Source organism: Enterovibrio litoreus (assembly GCF_045679545.1).
Taxonomy (GTDB): domain Bacteria; phylum Pseudomonadota; class Gammaproteobacteria; order Enterobacterales; family Vibrionaceae; genus Enterovibrio.
The window spans coordinates 1,892,140-1,910,418 of the sequence record NZ_CP166194.1; the positions used below are offsets into that span (position 1 = coordinate 1,892,140).

12 protein-coding genes and 1 pseudogene are annotated in these 18,279 nt (G+C 47.1%); 10 read left to right on the plus strand and 3 right to left on the minus strand.

Going from position 1 to position 18,279, the window contains the following annotated elements; genetic code table 11:
* Positions 1–19 precede the first annotated feature (19 nt).
* The 3 genes from AB8599_RS08240 to AB8599_RS08250 are packed head-to-tail and all read left to right on the plus strand — an operon-like array spanning position 20 to position 2,997.
* Positions 20–1,726 (plus strand): ABC transporter permease, encoded by a 1,707-nt coding sequence (locus AB8599_RS08240; RefSeq protein ID WP_407330424.1) that lies wholly within the window; start codon positions 20–22, stop codon positions 1,724–1,726.
* Complete coding sequence (locus AB8599_RS08245; protein ID WP_407330425.1) at positions 1,689–2,387, plus strand: ATP-binding cassette domain-containing protein; 699 nt, start codon at positions 1,689–1,691, stop codon at positions 2,385–2,387. The genes AB8599_RS08240 and AB8599_RS08245 overlap by 38 nt, the downstream gene beginning before the upstream one ends.
* Complete coding sequence (locus AB8599_RS08250) at positions 2,380–2,997, plus strand: CDP-alcohol phosphatidyltransferase family protein (protein WP_407330426.1); 618 nt, start codon at positions 2,380–2,382, stop codon at positions 2,995–2,997. Before AB8599_RS08245 ends, AB8599_RS08250 begins: the two co-directional genes overlap by 8 nt.
* 114 nt (positions 2,998–3,111) lie before the next feature.
* Here the strand turns inward: AB8599_RS08250 and AB8599_RS08255 are convergent, their stop codons facing one another.
* Positions 3,112–3,972: a PA4780 family RIO1-like protein kinase gene (locus AB8599_RS08255; protein WP_407330427.1), complete on the minus strand. Its 861-nt coding sequence runs from the start codon at positions 3,970–3,972 to the stop codon at positions 3,112–3,114.
* A 314-nt stretch (positions 3,973–4,286) separates the two neighbouring features.
* On the opposite strand from AB8599_RS08255, the gene AB8599_RS08260 reads away from it, so the two are divergent.
* Positions 4,287–4,463, plus strand: coding sequence for a DUF6435 family protein (locus AB8599_RS08260; protein WP_407330428.1), 177 nt, complete (start codon positions 4,287–4,289; stop codon positions 4,461–4,463).
* 187 nt (positions 4,464–4,650) lie between these two features.
* Here the strand turns inward: AB8599_RS08260 and AB8599_RS08265 are convergent, their stop codons facing one another.
* Entirely contained in the window at positions 4,651–4,797 is a 147-nt protein-coding gene (locus AB8599_RS08265; protein WP_407330430.1) for a hypothetical protein, read from the minus strand.
* 1,334 nt (positions 4,798–6,131) lie between these two features.
* On the opposite strand from AB8599_RS08265, the gene AB8599_RS08270 reads away from it, so the two are divergent.
* Positions 6,132–9,146, plus strand: coding sequence for a hypothetical protein (locus tag AB8599_RS08270; RefSeq protein ID WP_407330431.1), 3,015 nt, complete (start codon positions 6,132–6,134; stop codon positions 9,144–9,146).
* Positions 9,147–9,415: 269 nt separating this feature from the next.
* Here AB8599_RS08270 and AB8599_RS08275 read toward each other — a convergent pair whose 3' ends face one another.
* Positions 9,416–9,835, minus strand: coding sequence for a hypothetical protein (locus AB8599_RS08275; RefSeq protein ID WP_407330432.1), 420 nt, complete (start codon positions 9,833–9,835; stop codon positions 9,416–9,418).
* A 457-nt stretch (positions 9,836–10,292) separates the two neighbouring features.
* Here AB8599_RS08275 and AB8599_RS08280 point away from each other — a divergent pair.
* The 5 genes and pseudogenes from AB8599_RS08280 to AB8599_RS08300 all read left to right on the plus strand — a co-directional run.
* A pseudogene (locus AB8599_RS08280) lies at positions 10,293–10,409 on the plus strand (alpha-amylase family glycosyl hydrolase); the annotation flags it as partial.
* A gap of 263 nt (positions 10,410–10,672) precedes the next feature.
* Positions 10,673–11,158, plus strand: coding sequence for a hypothetical protein (locus tag AB8599_RS08285; protein ID WP_407330433.1), 486 nt, complete (start codon positions 10,673–10,675; stop codon positions 11,156–11,158).
* Between the two features lie 329 nt (positions 11,159–11,487).
* Positions 11,488–14,547: a hypothetical protein gene (locus AB8599_RS08290; RefSeq protein ID WP_407330434.1), complete on the plus strand. Its 3,060-nt coding sequence runs from the start codon at positions 11,488–11,490 to the stop codon at positions 14,545–14,547.
* Positions 14,548–14,728: 181 nt separating this feature from the next.
* Positions 14,729–15,685 carry an AEC family transporter gene (locus AB8599_RS08295; protein ID WP_407330435.1) on the plus strand — a complete coding sequence of 319 codons (957 nt, stop codon included), beginning with the start codon at positions 14,729–14,731 and terminating at the stop codon, positions 15,683–15,685.
* 379 nt (positions 15,686–16,064) lie between these two features.
* A complete protein-coding gene (locus tag AB8599_RS08300) occupies positions 16,065–18,263 on the plus strand; it encodes a DUF4157 domain-containing protein (protein WP_407330436.1) in 2,199 nt (732 codons plus the stop codon).
* Positions 18,264–18,279 lie beyond the last annotated feature (16 nt).

Consider the following 18,279-nt stretch of genomic DNA (forward strand, 5'->3'; position numbering starts at 1 on the left):
CAATTGCTAAGGGGTAAACATGTTACGTCTGCTGTATCTGATGACGCTGACAGTGTGTTGTTTACCCTTAATTCCAGGGCTAGGTGGCGTGTTGCTTTCTGCCACCAGCTATCTTCCCGTTTTAGGGTTAACCGAACCCAATCTTGATGGCTGGCATGCCATGATGGCTTGGCCGGGCAGCGGGAAAGCCCTGCAACTCACGTTATTTACTGGCGTGACCGCGACCTTGTTAGCGATACTCATTACCTTTCTGATTTTGCAGCGTTGCTGGGGGACATCAGGATGGGGCCGAATTGAAAAATGGCTATCGCCTCTACTTGCCATGCCCCACGTCGCTTTTGCCATTGGCTTTGCCCTCACCTTCGCCCCTTCTGGTTGGTTGTTTCGTTTCTTCGCACTGTTTACGCAAGAAACAACGCCCTACACATGGTCATTAGTGCAAGACAGCAATGGCATTGGTTTGATCATCGCACTCGCCATCAAAGAGGTTCCGTTTCTGCTATTGATGAGCCTGTCGGTACTACGCCAAATGCAGGTCGATCGCTTGCTCGCAGCGTCGCAAAGCTTAGGCTATAACCGAAGCGCAGCGTGGCTAAAAGTGGTATTGCCTCAATGGCTACCCAAAATGCGCTTCCCGATCTACGCCGTGTTGGCTTACGGCTTGTCGGTGGTTGATGTTGCTATGATCCTTGGCCCTTCTTCACCGTCTACGTTCGCTGTGTTGGTGTGGCAATGGTTCAATGACCCCGACCTACTAGAACTCCCCCGCGCAGCCGCAGGGGCGATTACGCTGTTTATATTGTGCTTTGGCACGTTGTCTATATATCGGCTGCTAGAGTTCATATTGATTTTCGGCTGGCAAAACTGGCAATTTAGCGGCAGCAAAACGTTTCATCTACCCGGTAAGCATTTTTTCAAGCTTGTCGCTGTGCTGCCCTTTTTGATGATCCCTATTTTGCTGGTGTGGTCTTTTGCATTGCGCTGGCGCTTTCCGGAAATTTGGCCGACACGTCTTAGCACGCGCTTTTGGGAACAAGAAGCGTCGAACTTATTCGCGCTCGCGGCAAACAGCCTGATCCTTGGTTTAATCTCTGCCACCGTCGCGCTCATCTTTACGGTTGGTTGCTTGGAGTATCGCGACAAATACCATAAATCATTACCACAGCTCGTCATTGCCATTCCCATGTTGATCCCTCAGTTGTCTATCTTGTTTGGTATTCAAATCGCGATCTACATGCTGCCGGGGCAATGGCATGTGCCTGCTACAATTTGGGCACACATTCTGTTTGCCTTCCCCTATGTGTACTTAGCGTTAGATGGTCCATGGCGGTCGTTCGATCAGCGATTAACCCAAACAGCCAGAAGCTTAGGTCACAGCCCAACCAGAGCGTGGTGGTCTGTCAAATTACCGATTGTATTACCAGCCATCTTGCTCGCATGGGCTGTGGGCTTAAGCGTCAGTTTCGCGCAATACTTACCTACACAACTTTTGGGTGCGGGACGTATCACCACCTTAACCACAGAGGCCGTTAGCCTCGCCAGTGGACAAGATCGCCGCATCAGTGCGGTTTATGGCTTAATTCAAGCTTTTCTGCCACTCGTATTTTTTGGCCTTGCACTCGCTGCCAGCCGATTCGCCGACCCTCGTCGTCGCCTTGCAAAGCAAGAACAAACAAGAGACACAATCAATGAGTTTGTCCGTACAAAACCTGACTATAAAATCTAAGCAATCCACATTGCTTCAAGCCATGTCTTTTGACGTCGAGAACGGCGACATTCTCTCGATCATGGGCCCAAGTGGGTGCGGTAAATCAACGTTACTCAGCGCCGTTGCAGGCCATCTTTCACCTGAATTCAGTTGTCAGGGCGATATTCGCGTTAACGACAAAAGCATTTTGGCTTTGCCCGCGGAAAAGCGCGCCGTCGGTATTCTGTTTCAAGATGACCTGCTTTTCCCGCACCTCAGCGTGTGGCAGAACTTGGCGTTTGGTTTACCTGATACCATGAGCGCCACAGAGAAAAAAGAACGCGCCCTCGCGACGCTAGAAGAAATCGAACTGGGAGATATCGCCTTCAAAGCGCCCGACCAGATTTCCGGCGGTCAACGCGCGCGAATCAGCCTAATGCGTACTCTGCTATCACACCCAAAAGTTATCCTGCTGGATGAGCCTTTCAGCAAACTCGACAAACCGCTTCGCAAATCGTTTCGCGCCTTCGTGTTTAAACAAATTAAGAATAGAAACATCGCGGCAGTGATGGTCACGCACGATGAAGATGATGTACCTATGGAAAGCACATTGCTGAATTGGCCCGTTGCGCCTGAAAACGCACCGTCTACATCATCCCATCGCGTTGGCTTCCTTCGACCGGAGCAAAAACATGCTTGATCGTTATGCCATTACCCTTATTCGCTGGCCTCTCAAACAAGCCGCCAAGCTGCCTGACAAGATTGGCCTAACCGCCAATCAAGTTACCGTATCCGGCTTTCTGATCGGCATGCTAGCACTCCCCGCTATTGCGATGGAGCACTATTGGTTAGGGCTTTTGTTTATTGTGCTAAACCGGATATTTGATGGGCTCGATGGTGCGCTAGCGCGTCGCAAAGGCATTACCGATGCAGGCGGGTTTCTTGATATCACGCTCGATTTTCTGTTTTATTCCATGATCCCGTTTGCATTCGCCTTGGCAAACCCTGAGCAAAACGCTGTCGCCGCTACTTTTCTTGTTTTTTCGTTTATGGGAACAGGTTCGAGCTTTCTGGCGTTTGCCATCATGGCGAGCAAGCGAAACATCGAAAACCCCGTTTATAAAAGCAAATCGCTTTATTACATTGGTGGGCTAACTGAAGGCACAGAAACCATTGCGTGCTTCGTTCTGTTTTGTCTTTTCCCGAGCTATTTTGCGGAAATTGCTTGGACGTTTGGTGCCCTCTGTTGGGTAACAACAGCGACCCGAATTTGGGCGGGTTACAACACGCTAAACGCGCGTGCTGATTAAGCAAAAAAATAGCTGTCTCAAAGAACACATCACTTTGGTGATCATGCTTTGACTAGCAGAAAAAATGACCAGCACAAAGGCTGGTCTATTAAATATTCAAAACAGAGAAAAAGATTACTCTTGGTCAGATTCCGCTTCCAGCCGACGCTCTTTTCGTAATCTCGCTTCTTCCATCACAGCATTAATTTCGGCCATCAAACCATCAACGTCGGCGTCCTCGCCATCGTCTTCATATACACCCGTTAACTCGGTATTTGGCGTGAGATCGCCAGCTTCATACAAAGCCCACATCTCTTTCGCGTATTGCGTACCGATAAGCTCAGGCGCATATTGGCCATAGTAGTTCGTCATGTTATTCACATCACGTTCTAGCATCCATTTCGCATTGTTGTTTGCTGATGCGTCAACTGCTTGTGGCAAGTCAATAATGACAGGCCCAATATGATCAACCAGCACATTAAATTCCGATAAATCACCATGAATAATGCCTTCACAAAGCATACGAACAACATCTTGGATCACGGTACCGTGATCCCTCAACGCTTGCTCTTTCGATAAGGTGACATCATTCAGGCGTGGTGCAACGCTGCCTTGGTCATCAGTGACCAGTTCCATCAATAGCACGCCGTCAATGCAACCGTACGGCGTAGGAACACGAACACCTGCTGCGGACAGTGCATACAGCGCATCCACTTCTGCGTTTTGCCATACTTTTTCTGCTTCTTCTCGGCCAAATTTAGAGCCTTTAGACATCGCCCTCTCACGGCGACTATCACGGACTTTGCGTCCTTCACGATACGCGGCGGCTTTCTTGAAGCTACGCTGATCGATCTCTTTATACACCTTGGCGCAGCAAATGTTTCCGTTGCTTGAAACAACAAAAACGTCAGCTTCTTTGCCACTCATTAGCTGAGAAATCACTTCATCAACCATGCCATCCTCAACCAATGGCAATAATCTTGTCGGTATCTTCATTCCACCTTCGTACGTGAATAACCCCGTAAACATGCTTTTCACTTGGGGCGACAGTGATTGAGGCACAATAGTGGGACAGACGAAAGAAGTAAAGAACCAACACCAATCAAGCGCAATTAGACGTTTAAAATACCCAATATACCCAAACATAAAAACACCATTCATCGATGACGCGTGCCATTTGCCCAATTAGCCAATCACATTCATCAAACCGTCGCATTGCGATGCATATCATGACTACACTGATCGTAAGGTGATCTTGTTAGGGATGGCAGACGTAGCCACTCTTAATCATGCAAGGAAAAAGTGTACCTATGTTTTCACTATTTAAAAAAGACCCAACAAAAAAACTACGTGTAAAGTACAACGCGACCTTAGAACGCGCCATGCAGGCCCAACGCAACGGAGACATGCATTCTTACGCATTTATTACGTCTGAAGCAGAAGCACTTTGGAAAGAAATTGAACGCATTGAAAGCGAAACCAAGTAGTTGTCGTTCATTTTATGCTGTGTCGTTTTAGGTCGCTTTCTACCCTGTTGAGGACTTAATGGTTTTCGCAGACATTTCAGGTTTATAAAACGCACGTAAAAACCGAGGTTTGTGTCGTACTCGGTTTTCCCTATTGTCTAACTGCTATTTCTGCTTCCACTCACTCGTTCTCAGAGCGGGCTGCGAATTAGATACCAACCAAAGACTTTTTGAGTGCTTCAATGTATTGAACGCCAAGGTTTGTGCTCACCCAACTAAACCCATCTTCTTCGAATCGAGGAAATATGTGCAAGTGATAATGCCCAAGATCGTTAAACACCCCATTATTCTGCATGAAGGTAATACCATCAGCTGAATACAAGTCCTCGATGCGTTGGTAGAAGTCTTATGCCACACGTTGAATTTCTTCGTTTACCTGTTCAGGTAATTCAATAAACGTTTGGTAAGGTAATAGCGGGGACATAGACGAATAGCGGGAACAGGCACTTTAAGAAAAGCACAATATTATCAATTCCATGTGATTAGCGCCTTCAAGCTCAAAGACACCGAGCAAAGATGAATGCTTGGTGTTAGATCGATACCCTTCTATGTCTCAGTGTCCCCATTAAGTCATTGGCTATTTTGTCTGATAATCTGAAATTACTCCTATTTACAGTGCTCTATGTCCTTACTGTTTGGATAGGCGTCACTGTGGGCAACACGTTGTTTAATGGGTTTGAGGCGGTATTGGCGGCATTTGGCACTGGACTTTTCGTTGGCTTTTGTTTGTATCAGCGAAAAGACCCACTCAAGTTTTACACCAAATCTGATGATGACAGGCACTTTTTTAGAAGACAAAAACCGCATTTGTACGCATGCCTATTCCTTCTTTTCATAGGATCGCTTTCTCTCTACACACCAACAAGTGAACCATTTGAAGTCATTGTCCCCATTGAAGATAAGCGCACGAGCGTATTCAGTAGAGGGCAATCGCACATATTGCACTTGAAGCATGAATCGTTTGGCACGCTCAGAATGGCAGTACCAAAACGAATATGGACAGCACAGGATCAAGGCGACTTGATGCTGATAGCATAAATTCAACTATCCACGTATCAAACGAACAATTGTCGACAGGTTTTAAATGCACGTTGCGGGACGTACCAAGAAACATCGTTTCGTTGCTTAGTGTTCACAAGGATGAATATTCGTGAAGAAGTACATTTCTCCAACCACTAATGAATCCTTAGTTCGGTTCTTGGTTCAACATCATCGAGCCGAAGAAGTAATCAGCACTTCGAACTGGATAGCCCCCAACAAGCGTATTGAACTCTTCCTCGATGACGAAGGGGCGCTTTTTTGTCCAATTCGACGATGATTCGTCGATATGTTCTCGTCTCACTCAACCGTTAACCATCATCAAACTGTAAAAACAAAGCCCGTACCTCTCTCACACAATGTTGCATAAGCGCCCTACTCACCATACGCCCCTTTTTTTACTTTATTTTGTGAACTTAAGTGGCGCTGACCCACGCTTGTCTAACAGATAGGACAGATTTCATCCCCTTCTTTGCTTCTAATACGCGCAGTGGCACACAACAAATATTAGCCACTTTTTCAGGGCCAATGTCCGCGTCGGTTACAAAAACGCATTCAAAACCATGCGGTAAACATTATTTGGAGAAAGGTATGGAAATCAACCAAGATCTATCTGAGCCAAATTCACTCTCACTGACGTTCGATGAGCAGCAGAACGACGTCATTAGCGCGGCCTCAACAACCCATGCTACTTCAGACATAATCGGCACTGACCAAAACGACATCCTGCATGGAGACGATAGCAACAACCGAATCTATGGGCTGGATTACAACGACACACTCTATGGCCATGGTGGCGATGACGAGCTTTATGGTGGTTCGCGCTCTGATACGCTGTACGGTGGTGATGGTAACGACAAACTCTACGGCATGACCGATACCGCCCCCACCAGCCCATACTATGGATTTAATCGTCTCTATGGCGAGAGCGGAAACGATGAGCTCTATGGCAGTTTAGGAATTGATCATCTCTACGGCGGCCTGCACAACGATGTGCTTTACGGCGACCAAGGCAATGACAGTTTGTATGGTGAACAAGGCCACGATACCTTGCATGGCGGAGACGGTGCAGATCGCTTATATGGCGACGGAGGCAATGACACGCTCCATGGTGAAGATGGCATTGACAAGCTTTATGGTGGCGCTGGCGACGATTTTCTTTCCGGCGGTGAAGGCAACGATGAGATCTCTGGCGATGCTGGAGACGACCAGCTTGAGGGGGATTCAGGTGATGACGAGCTCACTGGCGGCGCTGGCAATGACATCCTAAATGGCGGTGATGGCGATGATACCCTCCTTGCCAATGTAGGAAATGATACCCTATATGGTGGCGAAGGTAACGATAAGCTTTATGGTAACGAAGGCGACGACACGCTCAATGGTCAAAACGGTAATGACACGCTCTTCGGCGACCAAGGCGATGACACACTCTTCGGTGGGAATGGCAATAATTCGCTAGATGGTGGCTCTGGCTATGATCGCGCTTATGGCGCTTCCGGTGACGATACGATCATTGACAGCGAACTGGCCATCGGTGCCGGTGGCAAGGATATTATTTTCGCCAATGCACACACTGCCGATGTTGCCATTGGCGGCGCAGGCAATGATTGGGTTGAAGGCTTTGGCGGTGACCTGGTTAGTGGCGGAAGCGGTAATGATGTGCTGGTGAGCTTTGGTAAAAACGACACGTTGCAAGGTGGCACAGGCGATGACGTTTTACTTATCGAAGGCTCGACTGCAGACAGCACACGTCTTTTCGGCGGCGCGGGTGACGATTACTTGTCAGGAAATGGCAAAGACCAGCTTCTGATTGGCGGAAGCGGCGCAGATATATTTCATTTTGGGCATTCGATTTTACGCAGCGAAGATGTCATCCCTAATGAGACCCCTTCCATTGGTCATGACCGCATTGTTGATTTTGAAATAGGTGTCGATACCATCAGCATCGACACAAGCCTCGCTAACAGCATTGACGATCTGATCATCGAGCAGCATGGCATCACAACACGTATAACCCTGTCAGATGGCTCGACCATTATTCTAAACAAGGTCCAAGCGACCGATCTCAGTACTTCAGATTTTGCTTTTACGAGCGCAAACACCTACTCAGACAGACTTGGTGATTGGCAGAGTTATGCCGATAGCTACTGGCGCTTTTCTACTGCTTCGAACAACGACACCATCAACATAAAGAAAATCGGTAACAATACGAATAACGCTGAATACTTCGATGGCGGTGCGGGTGATGACACCCTAACGTCCAGGGGCGGTAACGACATATTGGCGGGTGGAGATGGTAATGACACTTTCGAACTACGACAAGAAATCCGTTTTTCTAGCACCGATACCTCTACTGATATTCAAACTGTGCAGATTGAAGATTTCACCGTTGGCACAGACACATTGACCATCTCCTTTAACTCTTACAATCTAAGCGGCTTTGATTTATCGATGATTACCGCGAAGCAAGTAGGCTCTGCAGCTGTATTAGAACTTAATGAATATTTCCAGGTTGTCCTGAAAAATTTCGACGCTACCTCGTTTGAAAGCGAGCAAGTTTCCTATGTCATTCGTGGCAACAATGGCAACGAAACGTTACTTGGCGATGATGCAAATAACACAATTTCAGGAGAAATAGGCAACGACATCATCGAAGGTAACGGCGGTGACGACACACTCGATGGCGGCGCAGGCAACGACGCAGTTTCTGGTGGAAACGGTAACGATAAACTCTGGGGAGGAGGAGGTAGTGACACGCTATTCGGTAACGAGGGTAACGATAAACTCTATGCCGAGGGCGGCAACGACCAACTAGACGGCGGCGCGGGTGATGATCTGCTCGTTGCAGAAATTGGCAACAATATACTCACGGGTGGTTCAGGTGAAGATACGTTTAAAGCCGGAGACTATGAAAAAAATGGCAGTCAAAATAGCCAATATCACAATACAGTGACTGACTTTGAAATAGATAAAGACAGTGTGGAAATCACTCATGCGCTAGATAGTTTGAGTCTTCATCACCTCGATGATGATGGGATCTATAGCGTGAGCGACTTCTTTTCACAAGTCGGCAGTGACGTGCTGATAGAAGGTTCTCGCCAAGCTTCAGTCACGCTAGAAAACATCAATCTCGCCGATCTCAATGGTGGCCAATTTCACTTCACGTTGATTGGTCGCAACAGCGCCGATCACATTGTGGGGGGCGATGGCAATGACACCCTTATTGGCCGAAAAGGCAATGACACACTAGAAGGTGGAGCTGGAAACGACTGGCTTGAAGGTGGCGTTGGCTTCGACACGCTGACAGGCGGTCAAGGCGCGGACACCTTTGTTGTTGATGATGATCAGGTTGATTTCAGCATCGTAGAAACGGATACGATTTCCGATTTCGAAGTTGGCATCGATAAGGTACTTTTCTCTCATTACAATGCCGATAAAATTGATTTTGATGATTTCATCGTCACACAGCAAGGCAGCGACACCCTAGTACAACTGATCCGTCCGTACTCGATTGACGAAAGAGAATACGTTGATGACTACGTGAATGTCTTGTTTAAAAACACCAATGTGTCTGATATCACTGCGGATGACTTTGTCTTTGTGTAAAGCGGGTCTTTAATTCACTCGGCGACTTAACGAAGCCCTCCGGCCATGTTGACTGCTGACGCTTCATCAAGCATCTAGGGTTAGAGTCTGCCGAATGAATTGATAGCTTCGCTCAAGTAGGGAAAGGAACAATGATTGGTACTGAGCCAACCATTAAAGCCGTCCTGACTTTGCTCGGGCGAAAGCTTCTGTGTAGATTTCGGGATACCTACATCTACGAGTAAGGCGCCACCAACCAGCCATTTATCAAAAACCACCTCTCCGGTGATTTATTCAACGATAAAAGTTTCCGCATACCCTAAATTTTCTTTTAGAAAGTCTACTGGTCCTTCAAACGTGACTAAATGTATGTTACCACCCTGCTTCTTACCTTGTATAACATAAGCGACTGATTTATGGGTGCCATTATTATAGTCTCCGTAAATTTGAAGACAGTGATATCCATTAATATCGATGCTCGCCCCTGCTATATTTTGCACACCTTGCGCCTCCCAATTACTCGCAATGGAATTTGTAGCTGATTCTAATGTGTGATTTTCATCTTGAAATATATTGATAGTGAATATTGAAGCGCCATCTGAATATTGGAAATCCTGAGCGATCCCTTCAGACACTGCATCGTGAAATTTCATGAACGTTTCCGGCAAATAAATATACCCTGCCTTTGAACCACCCACCTTTTTTGTCATTACAATATCCCTTTCACTTTTAATGATTGCATTGACTTTATCACCATTTCCAGCATTGCTCGACTCTTGCCCTACACACCCTGTCGCCGTTGTGAGAAAGACAAATAAAGCAAGCGAACTTAAATATCGACTTATGTTTTTAAAACATGTTTTAGAGAAACATGATTGTATTTTTCATACTAATGGACACCTTACTTAATAATCAATATCACTAGTTTAGAAGCATTCTTTTTGTTTCTAATTCAGCGATAATTCTTTCCTCTCTCTTATACTCCTTCGCTAAAGAGAGTGACAAATCTGCGGCAACAACGGGGACAGGCACTCTTAGAAAAGCACAATGTTATCAGTTGCATGTATTCAGTGCCCTCATGCTCAAAGACGCTTAGTAAAGATGAATGGTTGCCTTTTGAACGATATCCTTTTCATATTGTTTGATTGCCAACCATTTTGATTACTAATGACTAAACCCCGTTCATCTCTCATCAGTATCGACGCAACCCCTTACTACCTCTGTGTTTCACGTTGTGTTCGGCGATCATTTCTTTGTGGGTATGATGAACAAGCCCAGCAATCCCCTTAGCAACGTTTTCCAAGCAATGGCAGCTAGAATCTATAAACTGTGAATCACTCCGTATGCCTCTAATACAAAAGGCTAATTGGCACGAGATACTGTTACCATCACTTTAAATATTTATGTATCGGACGAACAATTGAAGGTAAGCCACACATGTATGGAAGCGAGAGTAAGAGGGCATTTTTTAATCAGTGCAAGAAACTGACCATACTCCAATACGCCACCTTCGGTAAAAATGCTATTCGTAGAAATGGGATATTGAATTGCTAAAACAATGGATAAAATTACTAAGCGCTTTCATATTAGGCGCAGCATTTTGCTTTACCATTGGATTGTATTACGTCAGTGATATCCTAGACCGTGACAAAGAACTTGTTTCAAGAATGGCTCAAGGCCAACTGGATTTATCCAGATACTCTTATAGTAATGAAGCAAATGAAATCATAAAAGTATCTAACGCCCTCGCCCTTGAATCGTCTTGTAATGTAGCACTTTCGTCAAATATACCCGAATCACTCTCTTTAACTAGCTTATTCCTGGGTACTATTACACACCAAACAACGAAGACGCATGAACAATCTATTGCCACTGCGCTCATCGTACAAAGTCACCTCAAGGATGGTGGAATGGCCGACGCCTCCGACTCACTTCTTGTCGCAATGAAAAGCTACTGTGAAGAAAACCTAAACATTTTCATGAGCTGTGAAAAAATAAATGAAAGCTTGCCTAGCTTTAAGCCCAGTTGTTGATAAAACGCAGCATTAACGATTGGTCGATATGCCTCTCGTCTTACTCAACCATTAACCATCATCAAACTAAAAAAACAAAGCTCGCTCCTCTCTCTCAATGTCGCTGAAGCGCCCTACTACCCATATGCCTCTTTTTTTACTTTATTTTGTGAACTTAAGTGGCGTAGACCGACGCTTGTCCAACAGATAGGACAGATTTCATCCCCTTCTTTGCTTCTAATACGCGCAGTGGCACACAACAAATATTAGCCACTTTTTCAGGGCCAATGTCCGCGTCGGTTACAAAAACGCATTCAAAACCATGCGGTAAACATTATTTGGAGAAAGGTATGGAAATCAACGATCAAGATCTATCTGAGCCAAATTCACTCTCACTGACGTTCGATGAGCAGCAGAACGACGTCATTAATGCGGCCTCAACAACCCGTGCTACTTCAGACATTATCGGCACTGACCAAAACGACATCCTGCATGGAGACGATAACAACAACCGAATCTATGGGCTGGATTACAACGACACACTCTATGGCCATGGTGGCGATGACGAGCTTTATGGTGGTTCGCGCTCTGATACGCTGTACGGTGGTGATGGTAACGACAAACTCTACGGCATGACCGATACCGCCCCTACTGGCCCTTACTATGGATTTAATCGTCTCTATGGCGAGAGCGGAAACGATGAACTCTATGGCAGTTTAGGGATTGATTACCTATACGGCGGCCTGGACAACGATGTCCTTTACGGCGATCAAGGAAATGATCGTCTGGATGGTGATCAAGGCCACGATATCTTGTATGGCGGAGAAGGCGCAGATAATCTGTATGGTGACGGTGGCGATGACACGCTCCATGGTGAAGAGGGAACTGACAAGCTTAATGGTGGCGCTGGCGACGATTTTCTTTCCGGCGGTGAAGGCGATGATAAGATCTCTGGCGATGCTGGAAACGACCAGCTTGAGGGGGATTCAGGTGATGACGAGCTCATTGGCGGCGCTGGCAATGACATACTCAATGGCGGTGATGGCGATGATACCCTCCTTGCCAATGAAGGCAACGACACCCTATATGGTGGCGAAGGTAACGATAAGCTTTATGGTAACGAAGGCGACGACACGCTCAATGGTCAAAACGGTAATGACACGCTCTTCGGCGACCAAGGCGATGACACACTCTTCGGTGGGAATGGCAATAATTTACTAGATGGTGGCTCTGGCTATGATCGCGCTTATGGCGCTTCCGGTGACGATACGATCATTGACAGCGAACTGGCCATCGGTGCCGGTGGCAAAGATATTATTTTCGCCAATGCACACACTGCCGATGTTGCCATTGGCGGCGCAGGCAATGATTGGGTTGAAGGCTTTGGCGGTGACCTAGTTAGTGGCGGAAGCGGTAATGATGTGCTGGTGAGCTTTGGTAAAAACGACACGTTGCAAGGTGGCACAGGCGATGACGTTTTACTTATCGAAGGCTCGACTGCAGACAGCACACGTCTTTTCGGCGGCGCGGGTGACGATTACTTATCAGGAAATGGCAAAGACCAGCTTCTGATTGGCGGAAGCGGCGCAGATATATTTCATTTTGGGCACTCGCTTTTACGCAGCGAAGATGTCACCCCCAATGAGACCCCTTCCATTGGTCACGACCGCATTGTTGATTTTGAAATAGGTGTCGACACCATCAGCATTGATCAGAACCTCGCCGACAGCATTGACGATCTGATCATCGAGCAGCATGGCATCACAACGCGTATAACCCTGTCAGATGGCGGTACCATCATTCTAAATAACGTCCAGGCGACAGAGCTCAGTGCATCAAATTTTGCTTTTACAAGCGCAAACACCTACTCAAACAGACTTGGCGATTGGCAGAGCTATGTCGATAGCTACTGGGGCTTTTCTACAAGAGCGCACCCTGACCAGTATTGGCATGACGACACCAACAACATCAAGAAGATCGGTAACAACGATAACAATGTATTGCAAGGCAGTTCGCGTACCGCAGAATACTACGATGGCGGTGCAGGTAATGACACCCTAACCTCTACCGGAGGTAACGATATTTTGGTTGGTGGAGAAGGGCGTGACTCCTTTGAATTGCAACAAGAATACCGTTACACCTACAACGTCACCTCTACGGATATACAAATTACCCAGATTGAAGATTTCACACTTGGTGAAGACAAATTAACCATCACCTTTAACTCTTACAATCTAAGCGGCTTTGACTTATCAGCACTTACTGCGAAGCAAGTAGGCTCAGCGGCCGTATTAGAACTTAATGAATACTTCCAGGTTATCCTGAAAAATTTCGACGCTTCCACGCTTGAAAGCGAACAAGTTTCCTATGTCATTCGTGGCAACAATGGCAATGAAACGTTAATTGGCGATGATGCAGATAACACAATCTCAGGAGCAAATGGCAACGACATCATGGAAGGTGATGGCGGTGACGACACACTCAATGGAGACGCAGGCAACGACACGGTTTCCGGAGGCAAGGGTAACGATCAACTCTGGGGAGGAGGAGGTAGTGACACGCTATTCGGTAACGAGGGTAACGATAAGCTCTATGCCGACGGTGGCAACGACCAACTAGACGGCGGCGCGGGTGATGATCTGCTCGTTGCATACATTGGCAACAATATACTCACGGGTGGTTCAGGTGAAGATACGTTTAAAGCCGGAAACTATGCAAGTTATAGCGTTCAAAATAGCCAATATCACAACACAGTGACTGACTTTGAAATAGATAACGACAGTGTGGAAATCACTCATCTGCTAGATAGTTTGAGTCTTCATCACCTCGACGATGATGGGATCTTTAGCGTAAGCGACTTCTTTTCACAAGTTGGCAGTGACGTGCTGATAGAAGGCTCTAGCCGAGCATCAGTCACCCTAGAAAACATGAATCTCGCCGATCTCAATGGTGGCCAATTTCACTTCACGTTGATTGGTCGCACCGGTGCCGATCACATTGTGGGGGGCGATGGCAATGACACGCTTATTGGCCGACAAGGCAATGACACACTAGAAGGTGGATCTGGAAACGACTGGCTGGAAGGTGGCGTTGGCTTCGACACGCTGACAGGCGGTCAAGGCGCTGACACCTTTGTTGTTGATGATGATCAGGTTGATTTCAGCATCGTAGAAACGGATACGATTTCCGATTTCGAAGTTGGCATCGATAAGGTACTTTTCTCTCATTACAATGCCGATAAAATTGATTTTGATGATTTCATCGTCACACAGCAAGGCAGCGACACCCTAGTACAACTGATCCGTCCGTACTCGGTTGGCGGGAGAGAATACGTTGATGACTATGTGAATGTTTTATTTAAAAACACCAATGTATCTGATATCACTGCAGATGACTTTGTCTTTGTGTAGAGCGGGTATTAAATCACACAGCAGCTTACCGAAGCCCTCCGACCAAGTTGACTGCTGACGCTGTAAATTAGCTTATCAATTCAACCTCCCTGCTTGAGGGAGGTTGAACTGCTTCCCAATAATGTGTGATTTCATTGTATGATGACAAAAGGTTTCCTTTTCTTTCGTTATGGATGCGCTCATGGGAGACGCTCTACACCAATTGCAATTCTCGGTATCTATCACCGGCCCTATCTGCTTAATGCTGATACTCGGGGTGGTGTTTAAACGCATCGGCCTTATCAACGACAACTTCATCGAAGTCGGTTCAAAGCTCGTTTTTCAGGTGACCCTTCCGACCATGCTGTTTTTAAGTATTGTCGTGTCTGAACATGATTTCTCTGCCGCAAGTGGGTTTGTAAATTACGGCATTATCGCCAGCATCCTGTTTTTTATCTTTGCCTATCTCTCGGTCAAATTGGTCTTCAAAGACTCCCCCCACCAAGGCGTGATTATTCAAGGCAGTTACCGTGCCAACACCGGTATCATCGGCATCGCTTTTGTGGCGAACGCGTATGGTTCGCAAGGCGTCGCATTGGCAGCCTTGTATGTGGCGGTGACGACGTTTATCTATAACGTGCAAGCGGTTATCTGCCTTTCACCTAAAGGGGCTGCGTCTGGCGCACAAACCGCGAAATTGATGTTTCGCACCCTGACCAAAAACCCGCTTATCATCTCAATTCTTTCTGGCATGGCGTTTTATATGCTTTCCATCCCTGTGCCCGACGTGGTGGTTGATGCCGGAAACTACTTGGCGAAAATGACGCTTCCTTTGGCACTGTTATGTACGGGTGCCTCGCTTAATTTTAGCTTGATGAAAAAAGAGAAAGGACCGTCGTGGTTTGCCAGTAGCTACAAGCTGATTGTTGCGCCGCTACTCATTACTTTAGGGGCTTATTTGGTTGGCTTTAGAGGTATTGAATTAGGCATTTTATTCTTTATGAATGCCTCTCCTGTCGCGGCAGCCAGCTATGTCATGGTGCGCTCAATGGGTGGGAATGCCGAACTGGCCGCTAACATGATTGCATTTACCACGGTGCTTTCTGCTGTGACATGTACTGTGGGTATTGTCGTTCTCAAGGCGCATGGATTGATATAGCGAGAGGATAGCGACGATAGCTGAGACAGAGACTTAAATATTCAGAGAAAATAATAACCGTATCAGTTCCACTATCCTGTTTTGTCTGGCTCAAAGACGTCACCTCAACATCCTGCATTAACGGTTGGTCGATATTTTTTTCGTAGCACTCAACCGTAAACCATCATCAAACGAAATGATAAAGCCCGCACATCTCATATCTGTATTGATGCAACGCCCAATCACAACACCACAAAAGCCCACATAAAAGACATGCTATTTTAGTGCATGGCATATCCTTAAATAGCCATTTCCTTTACAGGCGATTTGGGTGCCAATTTTTGCTCAAAAAACACAATCAGAACCGCACAGCGATCATAGATCGCCACAAAGGAGCCAAATGCTCCCTCAGTCTTCGCGCGCTGTTTCTTCTCAATCTATACATTCTCGCGCTATCACAACGACGCAGCGGCCAATCACCCAACACAGGGCAATGCCTTTGCTCTCCCCTTCCACTCCCGAAACATCAAGCATGTTCAGCGGTCGTCAATCGACATCAGACTATGAAAAAGAGGCTGACCACATTGCCGAGAACACGATGCGCATGTCACCGTCATTCAGCATGCCCCGCGATGAAGCGCCCGATCCATCTCGGCAAAACGGTCATCTGTCGTCGTTCACATCAGGAGGCGTTGCCATACCCAACACAACAAGGGATTTCTTTGAATCTCGTATGGGACGAGATTTGAGCAAAGTGAAAATTCATCAAAACAGCACCGCTGATTTGGCGACGCGCGCGATTGGCGCAAAAGCCTTTGCCATTGAAGATCATGTTTGGTTGAGTTCAAAAGTAGAAACTCAACCAAACATGACGCTCGCGCATGAACTGGCTCATGTTCTCCAATGGCAATCAGGCGCGCCATCGACCATTCGTGCTGACATTTTCGACAAGTCATTAACGCAGCAACTTTTGATGTCAGATTTTGAAGGTCTGGATGTGGAGACCGTCGAAAGGTTGCTTGAAGCCATGCTCGTTTATATCGAAAACTTTCCAGAGGGATCGATTGATCGCCAAGCATTACAAGAAAATCTCGACATGGCATCACAAGCGCTGGCAAGAATGACAACGTCAGAACCTGAACCTGAACCGACACCCGCAGAACGTCGAGCACGAAGACGACGCTTGGAAACACCAGATCCAGATACGATGCGTCGTGATATTCAACGCATCATGAATTTGGTTCAAGAAACGCACGTTAGCGACGGAGAAGAAGCGCAAATTCTCGTGATTATTGAACGCTACACCTCGTCACAATATCGCTTTGAGTTGTTCTTACGCGCTTTAGATAATCGCCATTACTATGCGGGTGCTTTTGGTGGATACAAATTCCGCAGTGGTGTTACCGCTGTTTCTCGTGAGCTCGAAGGACCGAGATGGCGTCGCTTTCGCCAACTACTTCGTACTCACAGCCGCAGTTATCGAGATTTTGAGCCTCCGGAGGAGCTCACATTCGGACAAAGCTTTTGGACGGATTTGTCCGAAGGCCAGATTAGAGACCAAATTTTCGCGTATTTTCATGGCATGGGACAAGCTGGCGTCGCCATGGCAACATCATTTATCGATATGGTAAGAGACCCCGTCGGCTTTATTCGCAGTATTGGGGAGCTACCCCAAACCATTTCTACCTTCTGGCGAAATAGACGCCAAATTCTGAACACCTTTATGTCCGCGTCACCGGAAGAGCAAGCACGCTACATTGGGCGGCTATTTGGCGAAGCTGAGATCTTTTTAGCGACAATGGGCTCGGGAACGACCACTGCCCCCGCTCGCGCAACGAGAGTGTTAGCACCGATTCCCGCTGAAGCGGTGGTTGCGTCAGGCCGAGGGGCTGCAGCGATGAGTGGCAGTGGTGGCATGGCATTAGATCTTGGTCGACTAGGGCCATTTGCTCAACAAGGCATGCAGATGACAGCCCATTCTGCACAACTTGGCAGCGGCAATGGTGCAGTGCAAGAAGTGGCAGAAGAAGCAGGATCGTCATCTGGGTCTTCTGGCTCAGGGTCTACTCGCACGAGACGCAGCCCTGAACCCGACGCTCCCCAAAACTTAACCCCTGATGAAGTAAGGCGTCTTGAGATTTTGGAAGAATTTGCCGATGCGCAATCGACTCATCGCAGACCAGATGTTGCCCCTGAAGGCACGCGAGCAACAGGCACAACCACAAGGCCTAGAACCCGATCTCTTTCTGATGCCGACGTGCTTGCAGCGAACCTTGAACGAACAGTGGCGACAAGGCCGCCCGGTCATCACGCGCATCACATGATCCCCAAAGGCATGCGAGAAGCAGGACCTGCAAGAGAGATTCTTGAACGGTTCAATATCGGCATTAACTCCGAAAGAAACGGCGTATGGCTAGCGTCGGAATATGGTGTTCCCAACGTCAGTACAGGCCAAATCCACTCTTCGATCCACACAAGACGATATGTTCGATGGCTCAATGAGCAACTCATCCAAGCCTCTCATGGCGGAAGAGCGGGTGTGTTAGACGCCCTCGCGAGCATAAGAAGCCAAATTCTCAACGGAAGCGTGCCATTGTGATCTTTGGCAACCGAAA

Bases quoted from the DNA above. Each gene is read 5' to 3' on its own strand.
- AB8599_RS08240 (WP_407330424.1), top strand. From the start codon at position 20: ATGTTACGTCTGCTGTATCTGATGACGCTGACAGTGTGTTGTTTACCC.
- AB8599_RS08245 (WP_407330425.1), top strand. From the start codon at position 1,689: ATGAGTTTGTCCGTACAAAACCTGACTATAAAATCTAAGCAATCCACA.
- AB8599_RS08250 (WP_407330426.1), top strand. From the start codon at position 2,380: ATGCTTGATCGTTATGCCATTACCCTTATTCGCTGGCCTCTCAAACAA.
- AB8599_RS08255 (WP_407330427.1), bottom strand. From the start codon at position 3,972: ATGAAGATACCGACAAGATTATTGCCATTGGTTGAGGATGGCATGGTT.
- AB8599_RS08260 (WP_407330428.1), top strand. From the start codon at position 4,287: ATGTTTTCACTATTTAAAAAAGACCCAACAAAAAAACTACGTGTAAAG.
- AB8599_RS08265 (WP_407330430.1), bottom strand. From the start codon at position 4,797: ATGCAGAATAATGGGGTGTTTAACGATCTTGGGCATTATCACTTGCAC.
- AB8599_RS08270 (WP_407330431.1), top strand. From the start codon at position 6,132: ATGGAAATCAACCAAGATCTATCTGAGCCAAATTCACTCTCACTGACG.
- AB8599_RS08275 (WP_407330432.1), bottom strand. From the start codon at position 9,835: ATGACAAAAAAGGTGGGTGGTTCAAAGGCAGGGTATATTTATTTGCCG.
- AB8599_RS08290 (WP_407330434.1), top strand. From the start codon at position 11,488: ATGGAAATCAACGATCAAGATCTATCTGAGCCAAATTCACTCTCACTG.
- AB8599_RS08295 (WP_407330435.1), top strand. From the start codon at position 14,729: ATGGGAGACGCTCTACACCAATTGCAATTCTCGGTATCTATCACCGGC.
- AB8599_RS08300 (WP_407330436.1), top strand. From the start codon at position 16,065: ATGCTCCCTCAGTCTTCGCGCGCTGTTTCTTCTCAATCTATACATTCT.